The organism is Huintestinicola butyrica, assembly GCF_025567215.1.
Taxonomy (GTDB): domain Bacteria; phylum Bacillota; class Clostridia; order Oscillospirales; family Ruminococcaceae; genus Huintestinicola; species Huintestinicola butyrica.
Genome location: NZ_JAOQKB010000016.1, coordinates 1 through 24,503, shown reverse-complemented (window position 1 = coordinate 24,503; position 24,503 = coordinate 1). Strand labels below are relative to the sequence as shown.

Annotated in this window: 22 protein-coding genes; 21 read left to right on the top strand and 1 reads right to left on the bottom strand. The window is 34.0% G+C overall.

What is annotated here, in order from left to right; genetic code table 11:
• Positions 1 to 10: 10 nt before the first annotated feature.
• Entirely contained in the window at positions 11 to 3,931 is a 3,921-nt protein-coding gene (locus OCV68_RS13250) for a YodL domain-containing protein (protein ID WP_262573347.1), read from the top strand.
• 16 nt (positions 3,932 to 3,947) lie between these two features.
• The gene (locus OCV68_RS13245; RefSeq protein WP_195388712.1) at positions 3,948 to 4,169 is read left to right on the top strand and encodes a hypothetical protein; all 222 of its coding nucleotides are present in this window, start codon (positions 3,948 to 3,950) and stop codon (positions 4,167 to 4,169) included.
• Positions 4,170 to 4,235: 66 nt separating this feature from the next.
• On the opposite strand, the gene OCV68_RS13240 is transcribed toward OCV68_RS13245, so the two are convergent.
• Complete coding sequence (locus tag OCV68_RS13240; protein ID WP_262573345.1) at positions 4,236 to 4,550, bottom strand: helix-turn-helix domain-containing protein; 315 nt, start codon at positions 4,548 to 4,550, stop codon at positions 4,236 to 4,238.
• A 219-nt stretch (positions 4,551 to 4,769) separates the two neighbouring features.
• Between OCV68_RS13240 and OCV68_RS13235 the strand changes: the two genes are divergently transcribed.
• The 19 genes from OCV68_RS13235 to OCV68_RS13145 all read left to right on the top strand — a co-directional run.
• Positions 4,770 to 5,498: a LytR/AlgR family response regulator transcription factor gene (locus tag OCV68_RS13235; RefSeq protein ID WP_262573343.1), complete on the top strand. Its 729-nt coding sequence runs from the start codon at positions 4,770 to 4,772 to the stop codon at positions 5,496 to 5,498.
• Positions 5,495 to 6,802 carry a sensor histidine kinase gene (locus OCV68_RS13230; protein WP_262573341.1) on the top strand — a complete coding sequence of 436 codons (1,308 nt, stop codon included), beginning with the start codon at positions 5,495 to 5,497 and terminating at the stop codon, positions 6,800 to 6,802. Before OCV68_RS13235 ends, OCV68_RS13230 begins: the two co-directional genes overlap by 4 nt.
• 142 nt (positions 6,803 to 6,944) lie before the next feature.
• Entirely contained in the window at positions 6,945 to 7,097 is a 153-nt protein-coding gene (locus tag OCV68_RS13225) for a cyclic lactone autoinducer peptide (protein ID WP_195388708.1), read from the top strand.
• A 95-nt stretch (positions 7,098 to 7,192) separates the two neighbouring features.
• A complete protein-coding gene (locus tag OCV68_RS13220) occupies positions 7,193 to 8,320 on the top strand; it encodes a radical SAM/SPASM domain-containing protein (protein ID WP_262573339.1) in 1,128 nt (375 codons plus the stop codon).
• A 20-nt stretch (positions 8,321 to 8,340) separates the two neighbouring features.
• Positions 8,341 to 10,110: an ABC transporter ATP-binding protein gene (locus OCV68_RS13215; RefSeq protein ID WP_195388706.1), complete on the top strand. Its 1,770-nt coding sequence runs from the start codon at positions 8,341 to 8,343 to the stop codon at positions 10,108 to 10,110.
• A gap of 11 nt (positions 10,111 to 10,121) precedes the next feature.
• A complete protein-coding gene (locus OCV68_RS13210; RefSeq protein WP_195388705.1) occupies positions 10,122 to 11,897 on the top strand; it encodes an ABC transporter ATP-binding protein in 1,776 nt (591 codons plus the stop codon).
• A gap of 89 nt (positions 11,898 to 11,986) precedes the next feature.
• Positions 11,987 to 12,142 (top strand): hypothetical protein, encoded by a 156-nt coding sequence (locus tag OCV68_RS13205; protein ID WP_195388704.1) that lies wholly within the window; start codon positions 11,987 to 11,989, stop codon positions 12,140 to 12,142.
• A 67-nt stretch (positions 12,143 to 12,209) separates the two neighbouring features.
• Positions 12,210 to 13,559, top strand: a complete 1,350-nt coding sequence (locus OCV68_RS13200) for a hypothetical protein (RefSeq protein ID WP_195388703.1) — start codon at positions 12,210 to 12,212, stop codon at positions 13,557 to 13,559.
• Entirely contained in the window at positions 13,525 to 15,012 is a 1,488-nt protein-coding gene (locus OCV68_RS13195) for a B12-binding domain-containing radical SAM protein (RefSeq protein WP_195388702.1), read from the top strand. The genes OCV68_RS13200 and OCV68_RS13195 overlap by 35 nt, the downstream gene beginning before the upstream one ends.
• Before the next feature lie 11 nt (positions 15,013 to 15,023).
• Positions 15,024 to 15,833, top strand: coding sequence for a hypothetical protein (locus tag OCV68_RS13190; RefSeq protein ID WP_195388701.1), 810 nt, complete (start codon positions 15,024 to 15,026; stop codon positions 15,831 to 15,833).
• A gap of 309 nt (positions 15,834 to 16,142) precedes the next feature.
• Positions 16,143 to 16,817 (top strand): hypothetical protein, encoded by a 675-nt coding sequence (locus OCV68_RS13185; protein ID WP_195388700.1) that lies wholly within the window; start codon positions 16,143 to 16,145, stop codon positions 16,815 to 16,817.
• Positions 16,768 to 18,156 (top strand): radical SAM/SPASM domain-containing protein, encoded by a 1,389-nt coding sequence (locus tag OCV68_RS13180; RefSeq protein WP_262573335.1) that lies wholly within the window; start codon positions 16,768 to 16,770, stop codon positions 18,154 to 18,156. The genes OCV68_RS13185 and OCV68_RS13180 overlap by 50 nt, the downstream gene beginning before the upstream one ends.
• A 12-nt stretch (positions 18,157 to 18,168) precedes the next feature.
• Positions 18,169 to 19,113: a radical SAM protein gene (locus OCV68_RS13175; protein WP_195388698.1), complete on the top strand. Its 945-nt coding sequence runs from the start codon at positions 18,169 to 18,171 to the stop codon at positions 19,111 to 19,113.
• 23 nt (positions 19,114 to 19,136) lie between these two features.
• Positions 19,137 to 20,264: a hypothetical protein gene (locus OCV68_RS13170; protein WP_195388697.1), complete on the top strand. Its 1,128-nt coding sequence runs from the start codon at positions 19,137 to 19,139 to the stop codon at positions 20,262 to 20,264.
• Positions 20,265 to 20,271: 7 nt separating this feature from the next.
• Positions 20,272 to 21,183, top strand: coding sequence for a nucleotidyltransferase family protein (locus tag OCV68_RS13165; RefSeq protein WP_262573332.1), 912 nt, complete (start codon positions 20,272 to 20,274; stop codon positions 21,181 to 21,183).
• Complete coding sequence (locus OCV68_RS13160) at positions 21,176 to 21,577, top strand: VOC family protein (protein WP_195388695.1); 402 nt, start codon at positions 21,176 to 21,178, stop codon at positions 21,575 to 21,577. Before OCV68_RS13165 ends, OCV68_RS13160 begins: the two co-directional genes overlap by 8 nt.
• A 5-nt stretch (positions 21,578 to 21,582) precedes the next feature.
• Positions 21,583 to 21,855, top strand: a complete 273-nt coding sequence (locus OCV68_RS13155; RefSeq protein ID WP_207739443.1) for a phosphopantetheine-binding protein — start codon at positions 21,583 to 21,585, stop codon at positions 21,853 to 21,855.
• 9 nt (positions 21,856 to 21,864) lie between these two features.
• Positions 21,865 to 23,445 (top strand): HAD-IIIC family phosphatase, encoded by a 1,581-nt coding sequence (locus OCV68_RS13150; protein WP_195388694.1) that lies wholly within the window; start codon positions 21,865 to 21,867, stop codon positions 23,443 to 23,445.
• A 46-nt stretch (positions 23,446 to 23,491) separates the two neighbouring features.
• Positions 23,492 to 24,503: hypothetical protein (locus OCV68_RS13145; protein ID WP_262573323.1), on the top strand; the 1,012-nt coding region annotated here is incomplete at its 3' end.

The following is a 24,503-nucleotide window of genomic DNA, read 5'->3' as shown; positions in this document are numbered from 1 at the left end:
GGTATGTTCTATGGTATACACAAGAAAAGGATACACTCCCGAAGAAAGAGCCGCCTATAACGCACAGAAACAGGCGGAGATGGACGAAATGATAAAGCGTATCGACGAGGGCGTTAAAGCGGTATTTCAGTCCGACAAGTACAAGGAATATCTCAAATTCGCTTCAAAGTTCACCGACTATTCCGCACGAAATACGCTTCTTATAAATTTACAGCGTCCCGACGCTACTCTTGTAGCGGCATACGGCAAGTGGAAACAGCTTGGCAGACAGGTTGAACGAGGTCAGATGGGTATTGAAATTCTTGCACCTGTGGCATACAAGACAAACCAGGTGCTTGAAACGGAACGTCCCGCCGTTGACGAGTTCGGCAATCAGTTATATAACCCTGACGGAACAGAGAAAATGGAAACGGTTGAAAAGCCGATGACAGGACTTGCGTTTAAGAAAGTCTATGTTTTCGATGTTTCGCAGACAATCGGCAAGGAGCTTCCCGACCCTGTTACTGAACTGACGGGAGATATAGACAGTGCAAGAAAAGAAGCTGTCTTTGCGGCTCTCAAAAAGGTTACGGGTATTGATATTGAGTTTAAGGACATCAAGGGCGGTGCAAAGGGATATTACAGCGCCACTAACAATGAAATTGTAATCAAAAGCGGTATGAGCGACGCACAGACCTTGAAAACTGCCTTTCACGAAGCTGCACACAATCTTTTGCACGACCCTGCAAAGGATATTGTAACAAACAAATCTCCCCGAAACGAAAAAGAGGTTCAGGCTGAATCCGTTGCCTTTATGGTAGCGGAAAGGTTCGGCATTGATACCTCGGAATATTCTTTCCCGTACATAGCTTCTTGGAGTGACGGAAAACAGCTTGAACAGCTTAAAAGTGCATTGCAGGAAATACAGGAAGCGGCGAAGAAGATTTCTTCCGAAATCGAATCGGAGCTGCTGAAATTGCAGAAGCGTAATCTCACAATGGACGAAAAGCTGGCTGATACAGAGCTTAACAATATTCAGAAAGCGGAGTTTCTTATTGAAGATTGTGCCGACAGAGGTGTGAATTTTTCAAAAGAGGATACCGACAAAATTCTTGATTTTGCAGGTAATCACGAAAATATATCCGATACGGTACAGCTTGTAACGGATATGGAAGAAATTCAAAGACAGCGTGACAGCTACGGCTATGATTTTACATATATGACGCCGATTGACACAAAGGAAGCTGCCCTTGAATCCTATGACAGAGGTGAAGCGGTATATCTTCTTTATCCCGATAATACGGAGGGAATGGCAGAGTCACGCTCCGAAATTGAAAATTTTGAGGGATATTTCGGTATCGAAAAAGAGCCGAGTCCCGATGTTGTTCGTGAGCAGAACAGCGAGCTGATACCTGTTTCAAAGGAAATCGCCCTTGAAATGTGGGATAAGGATTTGGACGTATATGTTGACGGTGTTCGTGCTGAAAGCCGAGAAGATATTGAAAACGCTCCCGAAACGGCAAAACTGTATCTTTCAGAATTTCAGTACACAGCACAGCTTGAATTTGAAAAGTCCCAGCGTGGCAATGTTGACAGAACAGCCGAACCCGCAAGCAAAAATCCGAATGTTATCGGTAATACACCATACAAGGAGCTTGGTGAAAAGGGTCAGCTTGAATATTTCAAAGACCTTAAAACCCGTCACGCTCTGAACGTTGCAAAACAGCTTGACGAGGACGGTGTAAAATTCAGCGGACTTAAAAAGGGAAATGTTACTACAATAACCATAAACAAGGCTGATAAGGAAAAGTACGAAGCAGCTGTTGCAAAGGTCAAAGCAAGCTATTCCAAGAGTAAGGAGCAGGCTGCTGAACCGAAAGAGCAGAAGGTTAATGATAAAAAGCCAAAGGCTGAGCCTGTCAGCAAAAATCCCAACGTCATCGGTAATACCCCGTATGATGAGTTAGGAGAAAAGGGTCAGCTTGAATATATTACAAAACTCAAAACCCGTCACGCTCTGAACATTGCAAAACAGCTTGATGAGGACGGTGTAAAATTCAGCGGTCTTAAAAAAGGCACTGTTACCACAATTACCATTAACAAGGCTGATAAGGAAAAGTACGAAGCGGCTGTTGCAAGGGTCAAGGAAAGCTATTCAAAGAGCAAGGAACAGACCGCCGAGCCGCTTGCGGATAAAACTCCTGTTCCAAAGCCTGCACCCAAAAAGCCTGTGAACATAGCGGCTGATATTGACAAGGCAATTTCAGATAGCAATTATGAGTTGTACCGATATAACTTGAAACAGGCTGCTGCAACGGTTATTGAGGAACACGGTGCGGAAAAGGTAAGCAGAACCCTTGCGGAATATATTTCTCGTCACGATTACGACGGACGGATTTCTGAAAAGAACAAGGAATGGGCAAAGAGCTTTGATATTCCCGAAAACAGGTATCCTCCTGTATTCCATACGCACCCTGCTGTGCTGGATGGCTTCATCACAGAAGCACAGGTACAGATAAAGGCACTTGAAAATTCCGTCAGTCAGCCTGAATTACCCGACGTTTGCAAGGATAAGTTCCTGTTGCCTGTTGAACGTGTAGAGCTTCGTGACGATCATCGTGGTATTCCTGAAACGAAATACTACGATTCGTCAGTAAATGAATACTTTGTTGACGGTATAGGCTGGCTTGACAATGCCGCCTATGACCGTGAGCAGAAATTTTCAGAATTAAGTCCAAAGGACTTTTATGCAAAGGTTACTCAGATAAATTGTTCCTATGTTGATACAGAGGGAAGAACGGGGCAGATTGACGTTTCAAAAAAGGACTATGACATTTTGACCGAAAAGACCTATTCAAAGGAAAACAGCGAAGCATACAAGGCGGCGAAGGACAAGCTGGAGCAGAGAAAACGGGAAGCAGGGATAAAACCGAAGCCTGTTGAGTATTATGCTGTCCGTCAGACCGCTGACCGTAAATTTGCGGTAGCGACAATAAGTGCAGACGGACTTGTAACAGTTGCAAAGGCAGGTATTGCTACTATTGAGGAAGCTAAAAAGGCTCTGCTTGATATTTATAAAAGCAAGCAGAGTACTGTTAAGTGTGAATTTGTTCACCCGCAGACCCTTGACGAGAAATCAGCGGAGATTTACAGAAGTCAGACAAAGGAGCTTCCTGCTGTGACATATCGCATTACCCCTAACCCCGATAAGAAATCGCCCGATACTCACATCTTACAGGAGTATGTGAAAAACGGCGATGATACCTATGCGATAGGAAAGGTTATGGCAAAGGGAGATTATGAGAAATGCAACAGCAGGCTTGCAAATCTCATCAATCCTCCGAAGATTGAAGCACCCGTCAAGACTTTTGAAATCTATCAGATAAGACGAGTTGACGAAACCCGTGACGTAAGGTTTGAACCTTATGAAAGGCTCTTAAAGGCAGGCTTGAAGCCCGATTTCAAGACTTATGACAAGATGTATGAAGCTGACGTTTCAATGTTAAGCGGCAAAAGTACGGGCGAAAAGCTGGAGTCAGCGTTCTATGTTTTCAATCAGGAGCGTCCCGAAGATTTTAAGGGACACTCGTTAAGCGTTTCCGACGTGGTAGTGCTTGACGATACAGCATATTACGTTGACAGCGTAGGATTTAAGCCGCTGAAAGACTTTATACCGCTTGAAATTCAGCAGAGCCGTTTTCTTGATACGCTACCTCAGACCTTGAAGGGTATACCTGATAATGCGGTGGAGCTTGAAGCTGTTTCAGACAAGGCTCTGAAGCTGAATATACCGCCCGAAATTATCCGAGAAGCCTGTGATATGGTAAACGGCGGCGAAAGCCTTGATAATATGGCAAATGCTTATGAAGAAAAATTCACAGAGAAAAACGCTCCTGCGGAAGAAGCTCCCGAAATAGAGAAGCCGAAGCCGCAGAAGAAGCCGAAATTATGATTGGAGGATTGATAATATGATTATGATGAACAGCGTACTTACAGCCGAGGAACGTTATGTGTTGCAGTCCCTCGGCTGCAAGGATAAGACTCAGGCACTCTCCGTGCTTGGCGAAATGAAGATGATACTCCCTATTCGTTCGGAACTGTTCACGCAGGTTGTGTGCCTTTCTGATAAGCTGGAGAAAGAGAAGATTGATTATGCTTACGAGATGTCGGCGGTTGGGTTTAGGAAATGATGATATTAATTGACAAAAAAGACTGCGGTATCGTTATGATACCGCAGTTATCTATTGATAAAAGCATTATTCAGCACTCATTTGCTCATAAAAATTTATGAGTATATCTGCTTTGTCTTTCGGTAATCGTCTGTAGAAATCTAAAATTCTTTTTTTACCATCCGATAGATATGTTATATCGTTATTTTCAGTGTTGAAGAATTCAGAGAGAGTAATATTAAGACCGTCTGTTATAGCTTGAAGAGTTTTGATTGTAGGTTGTTTCTTGCCGTTTTCAAGATTGCGAATATGATTTTCCGAAACACCACTTATTTTCGACAACTTGTATACGCTTGTCTGTTTTAAATTTCTCCAGTAATATAAGCGTTCACCTATGTTCATTTTGACACCTCGATTCAAATTGACTGGTCGGTCAAACTCTAATTATAGTATACCCTAAAATTTTCCTTTTGATAACTTGTCTAAAGGGTTGATTTTTAAATCCTAAAGGTGTATAATGTGAAGGGTAGAAAAGAGGGATTTTGAGTTTACATTTAACGAATTTTGTGGTATAATCTGCTTTGTAGACCTTGTTAGAGACAGAACAGGAGGAGTAGAGGTATGCTGCATATTGCTGTGTGTGATGATGACATTAAGATGTTGGGCGAAGTTAAGCAGATATTGACTGATTATTGTAAGGCGAAAAAGTTAGCGTTTAAAATATCAGCATACTGTGATGGGACTGATTTATTAGCTTCAGAAGAAAGTTTTAGCGTCATATTCTTGGATATTGAAATGCAGCAATCTAATGGGATTGAGGTTGCGCAGAAGATAAGACGGATGGATATGAATGTTCCGATAGTCTATATAACAAGTTATATAGACTACTGGCGCAGAGCGTATAAGGTGCATGCGTTTGATTTTATTACTAAGCCGTTCAAGCCCGAGGATCTATATAAGGTAATGAAAGATTATTTAGCAGCACTGGATGATGCAAGTGAGGAGACTATTACGCTTCCCACTGACGATGGAGTAGTTTGTTTTAAAATGAATGATATATATTATTTTATGTTTGAAGCGAAGAAAAAGGTCTATGTACATACGGCTGATGGGCGAGTATTAGTTAGAGAGAATCTTACCGACATCTATAATATACTGAATAAAGAAAGGTTTTATCAGACACGGCGTGATTGCGTGTTGAATCTTAAGTATGTGCAGAAAATTCAGAATGAGTTTGTCATTATAATGAAGAACGGAGATATGTTGCCGTTGGCGCAGAAGAAAAAAGATGAGTTCGTAAGAAAATTATCAAATGTTTTTGTGGAAACACTGAAAGGAAAAAATATATGAATGAAAATGTTATGGCAATAATAAGTCAAAGTGTAAGCACTACGGTGATGAATTTATTGCTATTTTTGTTTTATCGAAGGATATATGAGCCAAAATTTCAAAACAAGACAGTATATATATTTACTTTTATAGCTACTACTGCTTTATTTATAACAATAAATCAGATTTCTAATTTTTTAAGTGCACCGCTGATAAATACTATTTATTCGTTTGTGTACTTTAACTTAGCGAGTGTGGTTCTGTTTAAGTGCAAATTAAAAAAAACATTTATGTATAATTCGCTATATTTTTTGTTCTTGGTGTTCATTGATGTGCTTAGTGTTGCGTTTTGGTCTGTAATTAAAGGTGAAAATTTTCAATCGATTTTATCCAATGCGCAATATCTAATAATAAGTTGTATTACCAATATTTTAATAATGGTGTTGATGTGGCTAATATTTATATCGGTTCTTTCTAAAAGTGAATTAACGATCATAAAACGCAATCAGATAGTATTATTGGGTGCGTTTACAGCTTTTGCAGCTTTTGTTGAATATAATTTTGCTGTTCGGATAAATAATAGTAAAGATGGAATAATTGCAATTTGTATTCTTTTAGGCTTTTTATTTTTAAGTATATTCCTCGTTTATTTTACAGGAGAAATTATAAAAGCCTACAATGCAAAATATGAATCTGAGTTGATGCAAGTTCAAAGTAAAATACAGTTTGAACATTATGCGGAAATAAATCAGAAATATGAAGAATCTAGAAGGGTTATTCATGATATTAAGAAACACTTGAGTGTACTTGAATCTTTAAACGCTATTGAAAGCAACAAAAAAGCAGGAGAATACAGAGAAATCATTGAAAATGAGGTAGACTCTTTGTTTAGTGGATTTCAGTGTTCTAATCAAATTCTCAGTATAATTATGAGTCAAAAAATTATGGTGGCTGAAAGTGAAGACATAAAAGTAAATACTGAGGTAGAAGATATTATGTTTGATTTTATTAGTGATATAGATATTACTGCTATATTTGCAAATTTATGGGATAATGCAATTGAAGCTTGTCGTAAAGTTGAGCTATCAGAGCGATTTATAAATATAATAATAGGAAGAGTAAATGACTTTGTAGTTATAAACTTTGAAAACGTCTTTGATGGGGTTATAAACGAACATGATGGAAAGTTGCTGTCAACCAAAGAACAACACGAAGGTGTAGGCATGTCAATAATAAAATCTTCTGTAGAGAAATATAAAGGAACACTTGTTATAGATCATGATGAAAATATATTTAAGGCTAAAGCATTAATCCCTTTGGCGTAGAGAAAAAGAGTTGAAATTGTCGTTTCAACTCTTTTTTTGGCATTCAAGGCGGTATTTTGGCATTCAGGGCAAATCTGTTGAAATTATACATATAATGATTTATACTGGAAGCACCAATAAAATTGAAAGGTGGTCTATGATCATGACAAAATCAAATCTCAAAAAGAAAATGGCAAGTATGGCAGCAAAGGTAGGTGTTAAGCAAACACAAAATGATTTCAATCAGGCTTGTGTAATGTTTATTTATCAGCCTAAGCAGCCAAGAGCGTTAAAAAAGAGAAAAACATCTTCTTGATTATATTACCATTGAACAGTACTGAATGGTATAATGATACGAGATTTTTGGAATTATGAAATTTTAATTTTTTCATATTTGAAAGGATTTTGATGATGAGAAGTTGTAATGTGATATTAGATCTTACAGAAGATTGCATGTTATGTTGTAGTTATTGTTACATTAATGGTGGTGAAAATCATCTGACAATGAATACTCAAACAGCATTAAACGCTGTAATTAAATTTTCAAAATCCTATGCTGACGGCAAAGTTCACCTCCTGTTTCACGGAGGTGAACCATTGCTTATGTTTGATAGAATTCAGGAGATTGTAGATTTTATCGAGTCGAACGAAATATGTAACATTGAACTTTATATACAAACTAATGGCATCGGAGTGGATCAATATATTTCAAAATATCTAAAAAAGAAGAATATACGAACCTGCGTAAGCATAGATGGTTTCTCTCCTAAAGCTAATGCAACAAGAAAATCAAAATCTGAAGATTCTGTTATAACCACCAAACGGATATTAAAAGGATTAGATCATTTATTAGAAGATGGACACGAAATCTCAACAATATGTGTTTTGAATAAAACGAACATTGAGTTCGTTAGTGAATATTTTGATGAATGTGCTACTAGAGGTATAAAGCTCATTTCAATGAATCCAATTATAAACCTCGGACGTTCTACTCTTCACGAAGAATTACTGTTAAGTAATCATGAAATTGCACAAGCGTACATATCAGCTATTTATAAGATCAATTCTTTAATTGAAAACGGAATCGATATTATGGAAAGAAATTGTTTTTATTATTTTCGTCGATATATAACAGAGAAACCAGAATATATGTGCATGAATACACCGTGTGGTGCTGGGAATTGTGTATTCGTTGTGAAATGCAATGGCGACATTTTCCCGTGTTCAGATTTCAGTTTTATACCTGACCTAAGATTAGGTAACGTCAATGAGGAAAGTCTTTTCAGCATAAGGAGAGGACAGTCAAAAGAATTACTTTATCAGCTTTACAGTGACAGGCTTGACAAAAACAGTAAATGTGTACAATGTCACTGGTATAAAAAATGTTCCTCTGGATGTGTTGCTCGCAAATTTTTGAATACGCAGCAAATTGGTGGTATTTTAGATCCTCTTTGCTCTATGTATCAGGAGCTGAATTCTTTTTTTCAGAATGAAGGCGATAAGTTGACACATTTCTTAAATCGAATTAAACCCAATTAATATTATTAGGAGGTAACGATGTGAATCGACTTCAGAAATACTTTTCTATATTGAAACTAACAATAAAAACTATTCCTGCTTGGTCGATATATACTATTTTTAATAGTGTTTTAGGAGTAATATGCAATATATTGGGTTCTGTTATATTGGTTGATGTTGTTTTGACAGGAATAAGCTCAAATAAAAGCTTTATTAACATTATTTTCCCTGTGTTTATAATACAAGTGATTATAATGCTTGGAGGATTTTGCACGTCAATTTATTACGGAAAAATTGACCCGATTGCTCGCCAGAAATTACATAAAAAAATAACATCAAAATTAATAGATAATGTAATGAAAACTGAGATGAAAAATCTAGATAATAGCGCTTTTTTAGATGGTTTTGAATTTTCAGTTAATCAGATTGAACGGGTTACGACTGGTAGTATATTTTTAGTTTCAAACCTTATTTCTAATATAGTTGGACTAGTTACTTCGATGATTTTTATTGGTTTTTTTAACTTGGAAATGGTTTTGCTAGTGGTTATTGTTGCTATTATATCACTTTTGCTGAACAAAGCATTGGTGAAAATTCAATTTAAATTCGACAATGAAGTCATATTACCAAGCAGAAAAAAGAGTTATGTCGAACGCACATATCACATGAAAAAGTTTGCTTTGGAAATACGGTTATATCCAATCAGTAAATTCCTTCAAAGTATTTATAATGATGCGGTTAACGATATTATGGATATCATACATAAATATGGTTTGAAAATTGGGGTTCTTTCATTTTTTAGATCTTATAATCAAGAGATTATTCTGTATTGGGGTTCTATGATTATTATTTTATCGAAACTTATCAGCGGAGCTATATTTGTTGAACCAATCAGTATAGTTCCTATAACTGTTGCGACTTGCGGTTTGGCTAATTATATTCTTGCTTTGACAGGTATTTTTAATACATTAAAAGAGAATGAGCTGTATTCAGAAAAGCTTTTTGAATTCATGCACAAACCAAACAACTATCAGACAAAGAAGCTTATTGCTAGCGACTGGATGCATGATATATCGTTTCATAATGTATCTTTTCGCTATGATGAGAACGAGAAGTTCTCATTAAGTAATGTAGATTTAAAATTTTCAGCTGGAGAAAAAGTGGCTTTAGTAGGCGCTAATGGTTCTGGTAAAAGCACTATCGTAAAATTGCTCTTAGGTTTATATACAGATTACACTGGTGAAATAGAAGTCGATAATGAGTCGATTTCGGATTTCGATATGTACAGCTTTAGAGAACTGTTTTCTGTGGTTCAACAGGATTTTCAGCAATATTCATGTACCATTGCTGAGAATATTTTAATGAATAGTGCGACAAAGAACGATGTAGTTAAAATAAAGGACGCATTGGAATTAGTTGATTTACATTTAAATTTATCAGATGACGAATTACTCACTAAACCACTCACATCGGAGTTTTATTCAGATGGTTTAATTCTCTCAAAAGGCCAATATCAAAAGCTTGCACTTGCACGTGTTTTTGCAAGTAACAAAAAAATTGTAGTTCTTGACGAACCAACTAGTGCATTAGATCCAATATCTGAATATAAAGTATTTAGCCGCCTACTTGAACATTTACATGAAAAAACCGTTATCATTATTTCACATCGTTTGACAGCCACCAAAAACGCGGATAAAATTTATATGATAGAAAATGGTAAGATTATCGAAAGTGGTAAACATCAGCAACTCATGGATTTAGGTGGTAAATATGCGGAGATGTATTCGTTGCAGGCCGAAAAATATCTGTAGGAGGCACACGCATGAAAAAAAATTCAATTAAAGATAGTATGTATTATATAAAATACATTGTTAAGTTTGATTGTATCAGGCTTCCAGGTGTTGTGATAACTACTTTGATAAACTCTTTTGACGACTGGTTTATGAAGGTTTTTGTTGTAAAAATGATTATTGATGCATTGCTTAATTCATTTGATTTAAATTATATATTATGGATGATTATCATTGCAATTGGATTTAAATCCTTAAAGACAATATATGATTCCTGTTGGTCATATTATACCAAACGCTCAGACCAGAAGATTGTATCGGGTTTTCAACATGTTGCTTTTTTAAAAGCTGCTGATGTTGATTTGCAGTGTTATGATGATTCTGATTTTTATAATGAGTATGTTTATTCTGTTCAGGATTCTTCATCACGCCCTATTTTGTTTATCAACAGTATTGCACAGCTGTTACAAACTGTTTTTACGGTTAGTTTTTCAGGCTTGTATGTCATTGTTAATGATCCTGTTTTATTATTTTTTGTTGTTATTCCAATTTTAGGCGATTCTTTCCTTAGAACAAAGATGAGCAAGGCAAGAGGCGAAAGAACCTCACTCATCATTCCTGAAAACAGAAAGATTGATTATGTGAAACGTATCAGTTATCTTAAAGAAAATGCGATGGATATTCGGACGACAAAAATCCATTTGGTTTTGATGAAATTACTTCACGATGGTGTTGATAATATTATTAATATCTACAAAAAATACAGTAAGAAATTTATCGGTATGTATTTTTTTAGTGATTGTCTTACTCATTTAAACAATACTATAGTAGTTTTTTATATTATTTATAAAATAGTTATTCTAAAGGCGCTTACAGCAGGAGATTTTGTTGCAATTAAAGAAGCTATTTCTCTTGTAAGCAGTAACCTCGGAAAAGTTATGGAGAGGGTGCAAGTTTTTCAGGAGCATAGCATTTACATAAGTCGATACAGGGCTTTTTGTGAATACGAGAACAAGGTGGTTTTCGGTTCTTATGCTCTGCCAGAGCCAAAAGAGTCTAGTCTAGAGCTGGGAATAAATCACGTATCTTTTTCTTATAATCCGGAAAGCGAAATACTAAATCAAATTGATTTTTCAATTAAGAAAGGTGAATTAATTGGAATTGTTGGTTCGAATGGTATGGGAAAAAGTACGTTGGTTAAATTATTGTTACACATGTATGATCCTACAAATGGTGTTGTGGAATTCAGGGGAATAGATATTAAAGAGTTACGTAAAGATGATTATTTATCAAAATTTGATACTGTATTTCAAGAGCATAATAGTTATGCTTTTACGCTTGCAGATAATATTGCTTTTATATCAGATTTATCGGATTATCAAATTAATAAAATGAAAGAAATATTTCACTCTCTTGGCATTGATGAATTTTCGGAATATGTTGATAAAGCAATTTCGCTCACAAAAGAATTTTCAGAAGATGGGTTGGTGCTATCGGGAGGACAGATCCAAAAAATTGCAATAGCCCGTGCACTATATCGAAACAGTGATGTGCTTATTTTAGACGAGCCTACCAGTGCACTTGATGCATTAGCAGAACACAAATTTATGAAGAGTCTAAGACAACATGCAAAAGACAAGACTGTTGTGTTAATCTCGCATCGCTTATCATTGGTGCGCAATGCTGATTGTATTTACTTTATTGAGAATGGGAAAATTTCTGAACGTGGAACACATGAAGAATTAATGAATCAACAAGGCAAATACTACGAAATGTTTACAATCCAATCTAATGCATATCGTGATTAGTTTGTCAAAATGCCAAATAATGGCTGTTGAGGCGCTGTTTCATCGCCTTATTAGCATAAAACAACACATATGAAAGGAGGTTTTGAACTATGCAGGATAAAGATATGTCCAAGAAAACCAGTAATGAAAGTGCTGAAACAATTGATAAATTGGTTCGTGAAATTGCGGAAACCAAAGACTGGTCTGTTTTGGTGCCTGATTATGATGAGGATGCTCTGATGGTGCATTGGACGAGCAAGAGTTGAGTGGACAGTTGGGGCATTAAACAAAGTGGTTGTATGCCCCAACTTCTTTTTTGAAAGAGGTTATTTTATGGTGGATGTTTTATTAGTTTCATTACCATCTTATTGGGGGCGTGAATACGTATATGTTGAAAATTATTGGATGATTGCTATTGCTCAATTCTTGTCTTCATATGGGTATACTGTATCAACAATAGATGCCTCGTTAAAGCAATATAAATTAATCGATGTGCAAAAAAGCGTTTTTCAGATAAAGCCTAAAATATTGGTATATTTAGTATCAAAAAAAAATTTGAACATCGTTATTCACGCTAGAAGCAAGATTACTGCAAATTACAATATTCTGATATGGGATGACTCGTTTAATGCGAGTGAGATGTGTAATTATATTCTTGAGGATGATAAAACAATTAATACTAAATTGGATCGTCTATTTGATTCGATATGTACAATTTTGCCTACTCCATACTGTTCTCAACTATATTCTAAGAATGTTTTCTTAGTAGGAAGGGATTGTCTTAAACAAGTACTTTTAGAAGGCGGCGAGTGTGAAGTCTTAATGCAAATGCCAAAGAGTAAATATTTTCCTTCCGATTATTATTTTTATGCAGAACATTTGTTGTTTGAGAAGAATGGTGAATACATACGGCAGGAGATCATCACTCTTTGTAGTGAATTTTGCCTGAGAAAAATAAATATAATAGCTCAAGATCAAGAATTATATATTAATGAAATTGACAAAATTCAAAATCTCTTGCAAATAAATGGCTTGTCTCATGTTAGGCTTGGAATATATATACAATCAACATTCATTACCAACAGAATGTATAATTTTTTGGTAGAAAAAAAGGATGTGCTTTATAAGATTACATTCTTAGGTAATAATCTTACCTCAACTCAAATAACAAGATTTCAGAAATTAAAAGAGTTTGATATTAAGATTAAAGTGATATTGGAGCTCTTTCATGAGCAAGCAACAACCCAATCCATTCAGTTTTTAATTGAAGCTATGAGAAGCGGTGATGTTCAAGTAGCTCCAACGGCACTTATAGCAGGTAAAACTTTGGATTTGCATTTGGTGCAAATCCAAAGTATACTGCGTACGTTATTTTTTAAAATATTTTTGCCATATTACAAAAAAATTATTGCATATGAAAATAATAAAAAGTATGAAATGAGAATTGGAAATTCACAGCAGTATTCAATTATACCTAAAATTGAAAAAGAGGTCAATATGTTATCACAATCTCTTAATGAACTTATTTTTAGTATATTGGAAGAGCTGTTATCCTATATGACATTAAACGAATATGAAACAGGAGATATTATCATTGCGATTTTAAAAAAATACGAAGATAGAATAACCGAAGTCGGAGGCTATATAGATGCTAATTTATTTAATTCATGCAGGATTCAGTAATAAAAAAATACCATATATAGGCGAAATGATCAGTTTGAATTATATGAGTTCTCTTTTAAAAGAGAACGGCTATAAAACCAAGGTAGTAGACTGCTATTTGGAAGGTTTTTGTCAAGAAGATATTATGATTCAAATCTTGCAAAACAATCCATCCATGCTTGCTATATCTTTTTATGAATCAAATCAAATCGAAGTCGTTGAGTTTGTTAGAGCATTGAGACTTAATGGGTATTTGAATGCAATTGTTTTTATTGGTATTTATGCAACATTAAATACCAAGTATTTACTTGATGAAATGGGTGACGCCAAGAATATTTGGTGCATACGCGGAGAGCCAGAAGAAGTGATTTTAGAATTCGCTGAAAAAATAAAGAAGGGAAGTTTAAATCTGAATGTAGATAAGATTGTTTATAAGGTGGAGTCTCTCTATATCAATTTAAATCATGTGAATATAGTGAGAGATATTAATACTCTTCCATATCCAGATTGTACTGTCATGGATCGAATGTACAAGAAAGAAAATGTTTCTGCATATATATTGTCATCTCGCGGTTGTTACGGAAATTGTTCCTTCTGTGTATTGAATATTTATAATTCTTGTGTAACTGGTTGCAACAATCAACCAAAATGGAGAGAACGTAACGTTGCCTCCGTTGCAGATGAAATGGAAATCTTGGCACAACGTTATCCTAATACTTTAATTAAATTTGCAGATTCAAACTTTATGGGCTGCAACCCGAATAGAGGGATAGAATTAAGTAAAGAATTGAAACGAAGAAACTTAAAAAGCAAATTTGCAATCGAATGCAGGGCAAATGATGTTGAAAAAGAAAATTTTAGGGCATTGAAGGAAGTGGGATTAGTATCAGTTTTTCTTGGAATAGAATCAGGATCGAACAATGTGTTGAAACGATATAATAAAGAGATTTCTATTCAGAAAAACCAAGAGGCTATTGATATTATTAGGGAACTTAAAATTGGCTTGAAGATTGGCTTTATTCTATTTGATGAATACTCAACTCTTAATGAATTAGAAGAAAATACAGAGTTTTTACATAAAAATAGGTCTTGCGTTTTTCATCCATATCGTCCTCTTATTATTGAGAAATACAGAGTGAATGGTAGAGATCCATTTCCTACGATGATTAAAGATGAAAAAGCTAGACTAGCATATGAAATCATCAAAGAAACTTGTCAAAAAATGCTCCCTTATCGAGCCACATTAAATAAGCATCGAAAAAATACTATAAAAAAAGACGCAGATTATAGAAATAGTGTTTATGCTATATTTGGAAAGTTTATTTTATTTGATAAGCATGGCATGGATTTGCTGTTGTCAATGTGTCGAGATTCTTCCAGTTCGACTATGCATATAAAAGCAGAGTTTATGACCTTTGTGAAGCAGTTCCTTGATGATATTGAGATCGATTTGAGAAAACTTGAGGTATATTAGGAGTTGAGATTATGATAGAACTTTTTATGACTATTTTTGATAAAAATATCTGTATTCATGCGGAAGATCAATCTGTGATTGGCGATGTTGCTAAAACTTTTGATTATTTTGTGTGTGAAAAAGAGGATTCATTCATCGATATTGACATTTATGTTGAGGAGAGTTCAGATAACGACTATCGTATTATTTATGATGGAAAACTTAGTGCTTGTGCCAAAGTGAATATTTACCCCAAAATGTGTGACATTATACGCCGTTCTTTGATTTTCAAAACAAACCTGTTTTGTTTTCATGCTGCTGCCGTAGAAAAAGATGGAAAATCGTACGTTTTTATTTCTACTGGCAACTCTGGAAAAAGTACACTATGTACAGCTTTGCTATTTAGTGGATACAAATTATTAACTGATGATACTTGCTGGATAGATCCGCTTACTGGTATTGTATATCCATATCCACTTGCTATTGGTACGCGATATAAGACCCTTGATTTATTGCCAACACTTCGCAGTATGGCAATAAAAACAACTTTTCCAGGAAAATTGATTTTACCTGTACAGACTGATTGGGTTTCATGTCCTTCAAAATCCTTTTCTTATTTTCTGTGGGAGCTTGATTTTAGTAGAAATGATTTCCAAATTGATAAAGCCGATAAAAAGGAACTTGTTTTTAACTTGCTTAGTCATTCTTTTAGTTATAAATATTGTTCGAATAAAAGCGCGACTTTTGATTGTCTTTTGAACGCTTTAGAAAATTGTAATTGTTACAGATTAAGTGGCAACAACTTGAGTGTTCTCCCTAGTCTGTTAGAAACAATAAAATGAGTACAATGTTATAGAATAAAGGTAGAGAATGCATAGAATAACAGATATTACTTGAAGATGTTTTAATCGCATTGTATTGCAAAGAATAACAGGATGCATATTGTGTAATATCTAAAGTTAAAGATTTTTATTAAAAAGTTAACTTCAATGCTGGTTACTATATAGTTTAGGAGCATGTGATTGGTTTTTACTCATATTGCAACATATATTTTCTGTATAATCGTATAATATTTAAATTTATTGCCGCTTTTTAGCTAATTCAGTTTTTACCTTGTGGTTGGTACTAATTGCGGCAGAATGGAGAACAATATGTCTCTAAATGTCTATCAGTTTGTCGATGAGATAGTTAATGAAAAATATAATATATGGATAAGAGGTGATAGTGATACTGGAAAAACGACTTTTCTTAAATATCTGTTTGATTGCGATGTATCCCATAATTACAAATGGATGCTTGGTGGATGCCATCCGGATAGGAGCGGGATATTCTATCATCAACTAATAAAGGATATTCTTAAGACTCCCTATGATTCCAACGCAACAATTGTTATTTATGTTGACGAGATCCTGAACCAACATGTAAAAAAAATCATGGAATTGAAGGATGAATTGAGATTATCAATACGCTTTGTTATTGCTTCTCATCACTTGCCACCTTCTGATTTTAAAGAATCATTTACGGTTTTTCAAATGGATGAGATATTACCTATTAAATTGTTAAGAGAATACATAAGAAAGAACTGTAATTTTACTATATCAATTGAAGAGAAACTCAGTATTTCAGATTGTTTCGTTATCATTGAACATATGAAAGAAATCAACTCTTTGAGTGATTTGATGAAGTTATATGATGAGAATTGTGTTGCAAGTCAAAAAAGAAAAAATGACAAAAAAACAGTTAAACATAGTATATGTATATTGCAGACTTCCGAATATGAACGAATCAATATTTATAAAATTAAGGAGAATGGATATGGGAACTAGATTATCGATTAATGATAAGATTATTATTTTATCAAACAATCTTGATGGCCGCTGGTTTGCTATATTAAATACATATAAATTGCCACATTGTCGGAATGTAGCGGTGAATATTAATTGCATTAGTGAATATGTTGGAATTAAACTTGGCCAAGCGCTAGTGCCAATTATAGAGGTGTTGTCAAAAAACGAAAAAAAAGAAACATATAATGAACTTCCGTTTCATCATCTTATTTTTAATACAACGTACAAATGTAATTTATCATGCAAATACTGCTATTTTTCAGCCAATTCGATAGGGGAATCTATAGATGCTAAAACAATAGAGCATTCTATCCGTAAGTGTCTGAATTATATCAATGATAACGCTGAGCTTACTGTGCTCTTCCAGGGGGGAGAGGCACTATTAGAATATGACACCATACGAGATGCACTTGAGCGACTTGGCGAGCAACCAAGGATTAAGTATCAAATTCAAACTAATGGTACGTTAATTACTAACGATATTATGAATTTTTTTGAAAAACATAATTTTCATGTATCTTTCAGCTTGGACAGTTATGTGCATGAACATAATAGTTTGCGAAGTAACAGAACACAATACTTTACAGACAAGATGTTTGATGTTTGTCAGATGTTTCAAGAAAGAAATATGGACTATGGAGTAATATCTGTTGTCTGTAAGAATAATATTGATGACCTCGTTAAAATGTTTCACGAGTTTGTCAAAAGGGGGATTCATACTTTTGCTTACAATTTACTATGGCCGATAGGGCGAGCAGAAACAGAGAATATGGATCAATCAGTTGTATCTACCGAGAAATTAGTGGAAACACTATCAGCTGTTTATAGTGAAATTTATCAATATAATATTGATTGTGGATATAAACCTTTTGAAAAATTCCGCGAACGTAATCTATATATGTTATGGCAACGATTGTTTTATCGTAAGCTTTCAAACTATATGTGTATGAATACACCATGTGGTGCTGGTGTTAATACGCTGACAGTTGACGTTAACGGTGAAGTCTATCCATGTGCTTTGATGTTGCCGTCGCTTGAAAGTGGGTTTAAGATAGGAAATATATATACTGACAGCATATCTTCTTTAATTCAAAAAGACAGCATCATAAAAAATCGTGATTTAGATTTGATTGCTCCATGTGTGTCTTGTGTCTATCGAGCAACCTGCTCTGGAGGTGGCTGTGGAATCGCATTTTATCATTTAGAAAAAAATATCAACGCAGTAAGTCTTTACTGTGATTACTATCATGAAATCCTGTCATTTATGATTGAACATGCAATGATTAAATCCAATATAAGAACGCTAAAAAATTTTTAGGAGTTAAAATATATGAACATTTTTATTGAGGTAAACAATTATTGTGAATTAAAATGTCGTTTTTGTATAGCTGACTTAGGGTATAAATATCCAAGCACAAACATTTCAACAGAGTTAATTGATGAAATTATTAATACATATCAAAATGATAAACATAAGGCTGTATTTATTACAGGAGGGGAACCACTTCTGCATCCAAAGATTGCTGATATTATACGAAATTTTGCTATAAACGGGTACTATACATATATCACAACAAACGGACAAAAATTCAGTGATGAAGAATTTGCTGTTAATTTCATGTATAGTGGTATTCACCGTATATCCATTCCAGTTTATGGCTGCAGTAATTCTGTGTATGATACTATGACAGGTGTGGAAAATTCTTTCAATGTGTTGAAAAAGGGACTGGATAATATTTTTTATATAAAGAAATATTATATGCCTCATATTAAAATCGAATTGAGATTGCTTATGGCTAAATATAATATTAAGCACAATATAGAAACCATTGAGTGGATTCATCAAAACTATCCCGAAGTTGACTATATCTCAATTCTTGGCTTGCAGCTTTCCAGTCGAACAAATAACTACGAACATATGATTGAAATTTCCATGACCGAAGCTGCTCCGTATTTGCGTTCTTGTCTGGTTAAGCTACGCGAATACGGCATTAAGTGTATAATTACAGGCATTCCTCTTTGTGTTTTAGGAGAAGAATTTTCTGATTTTTATTGTAAAAATTCAAAACCGACAGCATATAAAATTGAAATGTTTCCTCATCTCTCTGTTCAGCCTCATATAAAAAAGTTAGCTGATTGTGTATATAGAGAAGAATCTTCAAAACAAAAGTCGGTAGATATATGTAAGAAATGTCGTTACCTGTCAACATGTGAAGGCATTCAGGAACGTTATATTAAAAAATACGGATTTGAAGATCTGAAAGCCATCCTATAAAACGAATCTGGAGGATAAGAGGGATGAATGATTATCAGGAGATATGGAAATGTTTGATTGAGAATGTATTATCAAAGAATTATGATAAAGCTTCTGAAATATGGGAACCAAAAACACGAAAGGTTTTTTTGAAAAATATAAAGAAATTTCGGAAAAATTTTTGTTGTTGGAAAAAGGTAGAGTATGTAGAGACGACAAGTGATGATCATATAATTATTCGATGTTTGCATCCAAAGGGATTAATTGCCCGGTCTATTCTTGCATTTAATCAATATCGGTTTCAAGGGCATACAAAATACGGAAAATTGATGTTTTTGTTTTATCAATTCCTTTCTAAGGTCAGAGGACAGGGTTATAGCTATTTCCATTCATTTTGTGGAGTGTTGTTAAAGCATTTTGAAGTAAAAGCAAGAGAGTTTTGCAGCGAAGAGATCTTCAAAAAATTCACTGTGCATCAAGATGAAAATCAATGCTATATTGGATGGTCGTATGCAAAATCAATTATCCCTGAAAAAATTTGTTATCGATATGAATTTGACACATTTGTCTTTCTATCTGCCATAGACTATTCCTTACATATTTCAATGCTTGTAAAATTAGATCGTTATGTAAAAAGAATTTTGGAAGAAGGAGCTTTGACTATACCCAAAATCAATATTTATTTTCATGCCAAGTTGAATTCCTCAGCAACAGGGATTCCAAAATCTGTTTTTGTCGTGCCTGGAACGAATGATATATGTATTTATCATATTCGAATCAAATATGATACGTTACGTCATGAAATGCTTCATGCAGTTATTCACGCTGCAACATCAAGTTGGCCACCGTTATTTTTTAGAGAGGGTTATGCTGAATCATATGAACATAATTCAAACCAAATATCAATGATTAAATGTAAATATCCGCTTGTCTTTTTGCTTCATGATTCACTTTTTTTTGACTGTTCTGAATATCCTCCAATTCTTGCGGGTTTTTTAGTGCGTTATCTCATTTCTCAATTTGGTGTCAAAAAATTTTTTACGGTGTATCAAAATGCTGAAAATTCAAGCGTAAGATATACACTGAAAAAAGAATATGGATTAAGCATAAAAGAATTAAAGAAGCAAGCTATTAAAGCTTATCAATATGAAATGGATTTTGAAGAACAGTGAGGATGATATGATAACTTTGAAACAGAATGATGATTTGTTTAATTTAAAAAGGTGCTGCGCGAAATATTTAGCATTGGCACCGATATTTGAATGTCTGAACGTGAACAATATTCCTTATGCAAACATTAAAGGAGAAACTTTATCTTTGTATGCGTTTGACCAATATGGTCAACGTTCATATGGTGATATTGATATTTTAGTGTCAAGGAAAAACCTGCATGTGCTTGAGGCAGTACTGGCGCAAAATGGGTATATATCACCGTCAGTAACAAGGGAGGAAAAGGTTATGATGATTTCTGCTTCACATCAGACAGCGGCTTGGTATAAAATAACAAATCAAAAATTCAAGAGCGTTATTGATGTTAATTTCGATATTTTCTGGGGAGAACATATGGGGCGGCATATTGATATAGACCAATTTCTATCCGATACTATTGAAATGAAGATATATGGCGTGAAGGTTAGAGTTCTTTCTCCTTTGAAAGCTATGATACAACTCATTCTACATCATTACAAAGAAATGAATTCAATCTATCATATTGCTGAGCATGACTGCATTAAGGAAAGTATGTTTCGAGATGTTTATTATCTTTGGAAAAACAATAGTGATGCGATTTCATTAGAAAAACTATATGAATTGAGCTTGGAATACGAAATTATTCCATATGTTTTTTATATCTTGTATTTTACAAATAAGATATTTGATGACCAGAAGCTTTCACGGTATGTCGAAGCTTTTCATACACAAGATGGATTTGATTTGTTAGATTATTACGGTTTGGCAGTTCGTGAACGCAAATTATGGAAAGTAGATTTTCAAACTAGATTGAAAACAAATAAAATGTATGATTTGATCAAGGCTGATTTGACAGAAGATGATTTGATAAAATTGGAGCGAAATAGAAAGATTTTTGGGTGAAAACATGACAATTCATCATATAGGAATAATCACAAAGGATATTCAGAAAAGTATACTACAGTATGAAAAGTTAGGTTATACATGTTTGGGCGAAACAACATTGGATTATATTCAAAATAACATTGTTACCTTTCTCTCAAGTCCGGATAATAAACAAAAAATCGAATTAATTAGCCCAGCAAATAGGAATTCTACAATAGTTAATTTTCCTGCTGGATATCACCATATTTGTTATGACATATGCGATGATCCTAACTATTTGAGTCAATTCAAGAAATTAAAAATAGGGAAAGTATTTACACAACCAACAATAGCACCAGCTATAGAAAATCGTAAGATTGTGTTCGCTTTGCTTCAAGACGGAACCTTTGTGGAATTTATTATAAGTAGGTGAGTCGAATGAATGAAATGACTATAAGGATACTAGATGTTGTAAATAAATGCATTAACTCTAAAGAAGATGAGGATATGATAGAAATTGATAACACTCAACTTGATGATGATTTGGTTGAATTAGGTGTGGATTCGATAACGTTTATTCGTATTGTAGTGGAGTTGGAAGAATTGTTCGAAATTGAAATACCAGACGAAAAGTTATTAATTACCGAAATGGGAACTATCCATAAAATTGTTGAAGTTGTTGCGGTGTTAAGAGATACGGCAGAAGTGTAGGGTGTAATTATGCAGGAAGAGAAAAAAACCAATCAATTCATGAATATTAGTATCATTTCAAATATTATTTTAGAACCATTTTTGCGGTTATCTATAAAGCAATACTTTATTGAATGTGAAACCAAAATATACCTTATTCCATACGGAGAACATATGGAGCAAGAATATTTGACTCAGCTTTCAGTATCTGATCAAATAATTGTCTGGTTAAATCTTGAAAGTTTATTGCAGACATTTGGTTCTTCCACAAATTTTATCAAATTAGAAATAAAAGACATAAATAAGGTTTTGGAAATTTGTGAGTTTTTGTTTTCTGATATTACGCAAAATTCAAACGCTCAAATACTGTGGTTTTTATTTGAGGATTATGATACGAAAATATCTATCACAACGGGACATATATATGATTCTTTGGTTGATGAAATAAATTTAAAATTATCGAATCAACTTTCCAACAGAGTTGACTATATTGATTTGAAGAGAATGATTGCAAATGTTGGGATTAGCAACGCCTATAACCCTAAAGGTAAATGTCGCTGGAATGCCCCTTATTCCAAGGTGTTAGTTGATACTGTTGCTCAGGAACTTTATAAACAATATCAAATTTCAAAAGGATTTTCAAAGAAGTGTCTTGTATTAGATTGTGATAATGTTCTTTGGGGAGGAATTCTATCGGAAGATGGCATTGAAAATCTTCAATTGGGTAGCAACGGTTTTGGGCGAGTATATCAGGATTTTCAGCGCTTTGTTCTATCGTTATATCATCACGGAGTAATTCTTGCTATATGTAGTAAAAATTCTTTATCGGATGTAAGGAGGATGTTTCGTGAACACAGTGAAATGATTCTCAAGGAGAAACATATCTCATGCTTTCAAGTGAATTGGAATAATAAACCAAATAATATAAAGAATATTTCTGAAATACTCAACATCGGTTTATATGACATTGCATTTATTGATGATTCCGTTATTGAAATTGAAGCTGTAAAGTCAATGTTACCAGAAGTCACAACTATCCTCTATGAACAGTACAATGTTTATACAAAGTTTTCTTGCTTCAATTTGAAAAGTAATATTGACATTTCTAATAACGAGAAACGTAATGAAACTTATCGAACTAATCAATACCGAAAAAAACTAAAATCTCAATATGAAAATTATGGCGAGTATATAAAAGCACTTGAAATAAAATTGGATATTCATTTAGCGAAACCTACAGAATACGCACGTATTTCAGAGTTGACACAACGAACTAACAAATGTACTAATGGGGTTAGATATACTGTGCCTGAAATAAAAAATAAAGTTATTTCAAACGAGCTAATGCTGTATTCTGTTTCGTTAAAGGATCGTTTTTCGGATTTGGGAATTGTAGGTGCTTTGGGTATTAAGGGAGATGTCTTGATTCTTTTTAGTTTGTCTTGCAGAGCATTGGGAAGAGATGTAGATAAAAAAATGGCAGAATTTACTTTTGATAAGTATCAAATAAAAGAAATATTATTTAAATCAACAGGGAAGAATGAAGAAGTTAAAACGCTTTTATTAGAATTTCTGTCAGGCAACGGTATGAATTACTCTAAAAGTACTTGATTCTTTTTAAGAGTGGGTTGTTCAAGAATAATAAAGGAGAGGTATCATGAAAAAAAGGTTAAATATATGCCCGTTTGATTATTTTTGGATAAATTGCGTGGTTAATGATAAACTATCAATCATTAGCTCAGTAGAGCAAAGTTATGAAACATGTGGATTTTTGAATGATTATAGATACTCAATAACAGGAACAAGTTGTTGGTGGCGTGAATTAATGATTTTACCTGGTGATTCTTTGTATAATAATTTAGATGTTTTTCAAGTAAACGATCTATATATCAATCCAGATAAAATAATAGAGGAGTTAATTTCCAAGCTTAATATGGATTGTTGCATATCAGTACTTGTAGATTTATATAATTGGTTACCACATAGTGTTAATTGGCAAAAAAATCATTACCATCATCATAGATTATTGGTTGGGTATGACAGTGATAGACAAGTTTTTTTTACTTTAGGTGACACGGTTAATGGCTATGAAGAAAGTGAAGTTTCATTCGAAAACTTGTTGAATTCTATAATATTGAATGAAGATAAGTTTTTTGTGAAGCATTATACATTTGATAAGACAGTGACACCGTATAGTTATTCATTTCAAGAGGTTTATAGATTTGCAAAAGAACTAAAAGAGAATTTAAATTGTCTGTTATATAGTCGAACATGGATTGTGCCCGATGATATTGATCCGTTAAGGGTATACACACAGGTGACTAAATTTGCGGATAGACAAAAGGCAAACTCGATGTTATTAGAGAAAATTAAAACAGACGGTTTGATTACAAATGAACAATGCAGTATATTTCAAGAAATATGCAAGAGTATATTCAATAAGTGGAGTATACTTAAAGGTAAATTAATTAAAGCTGATATAAAGAGAGAAAGGCTTGATATAGATTATCTAAATTTATCAACGAACGTGGCTTTGAATGAAGAATACAGCTTTTGGTGTGATTTTTATAATGATAGATTGTCAAGTCAAGTGCAACAAAATCAGAGAAAAAATTTTTTGAGCACCTCAAAGGGAGTAAGGAAATTGAGACGTTTTCTCGGACGATTGT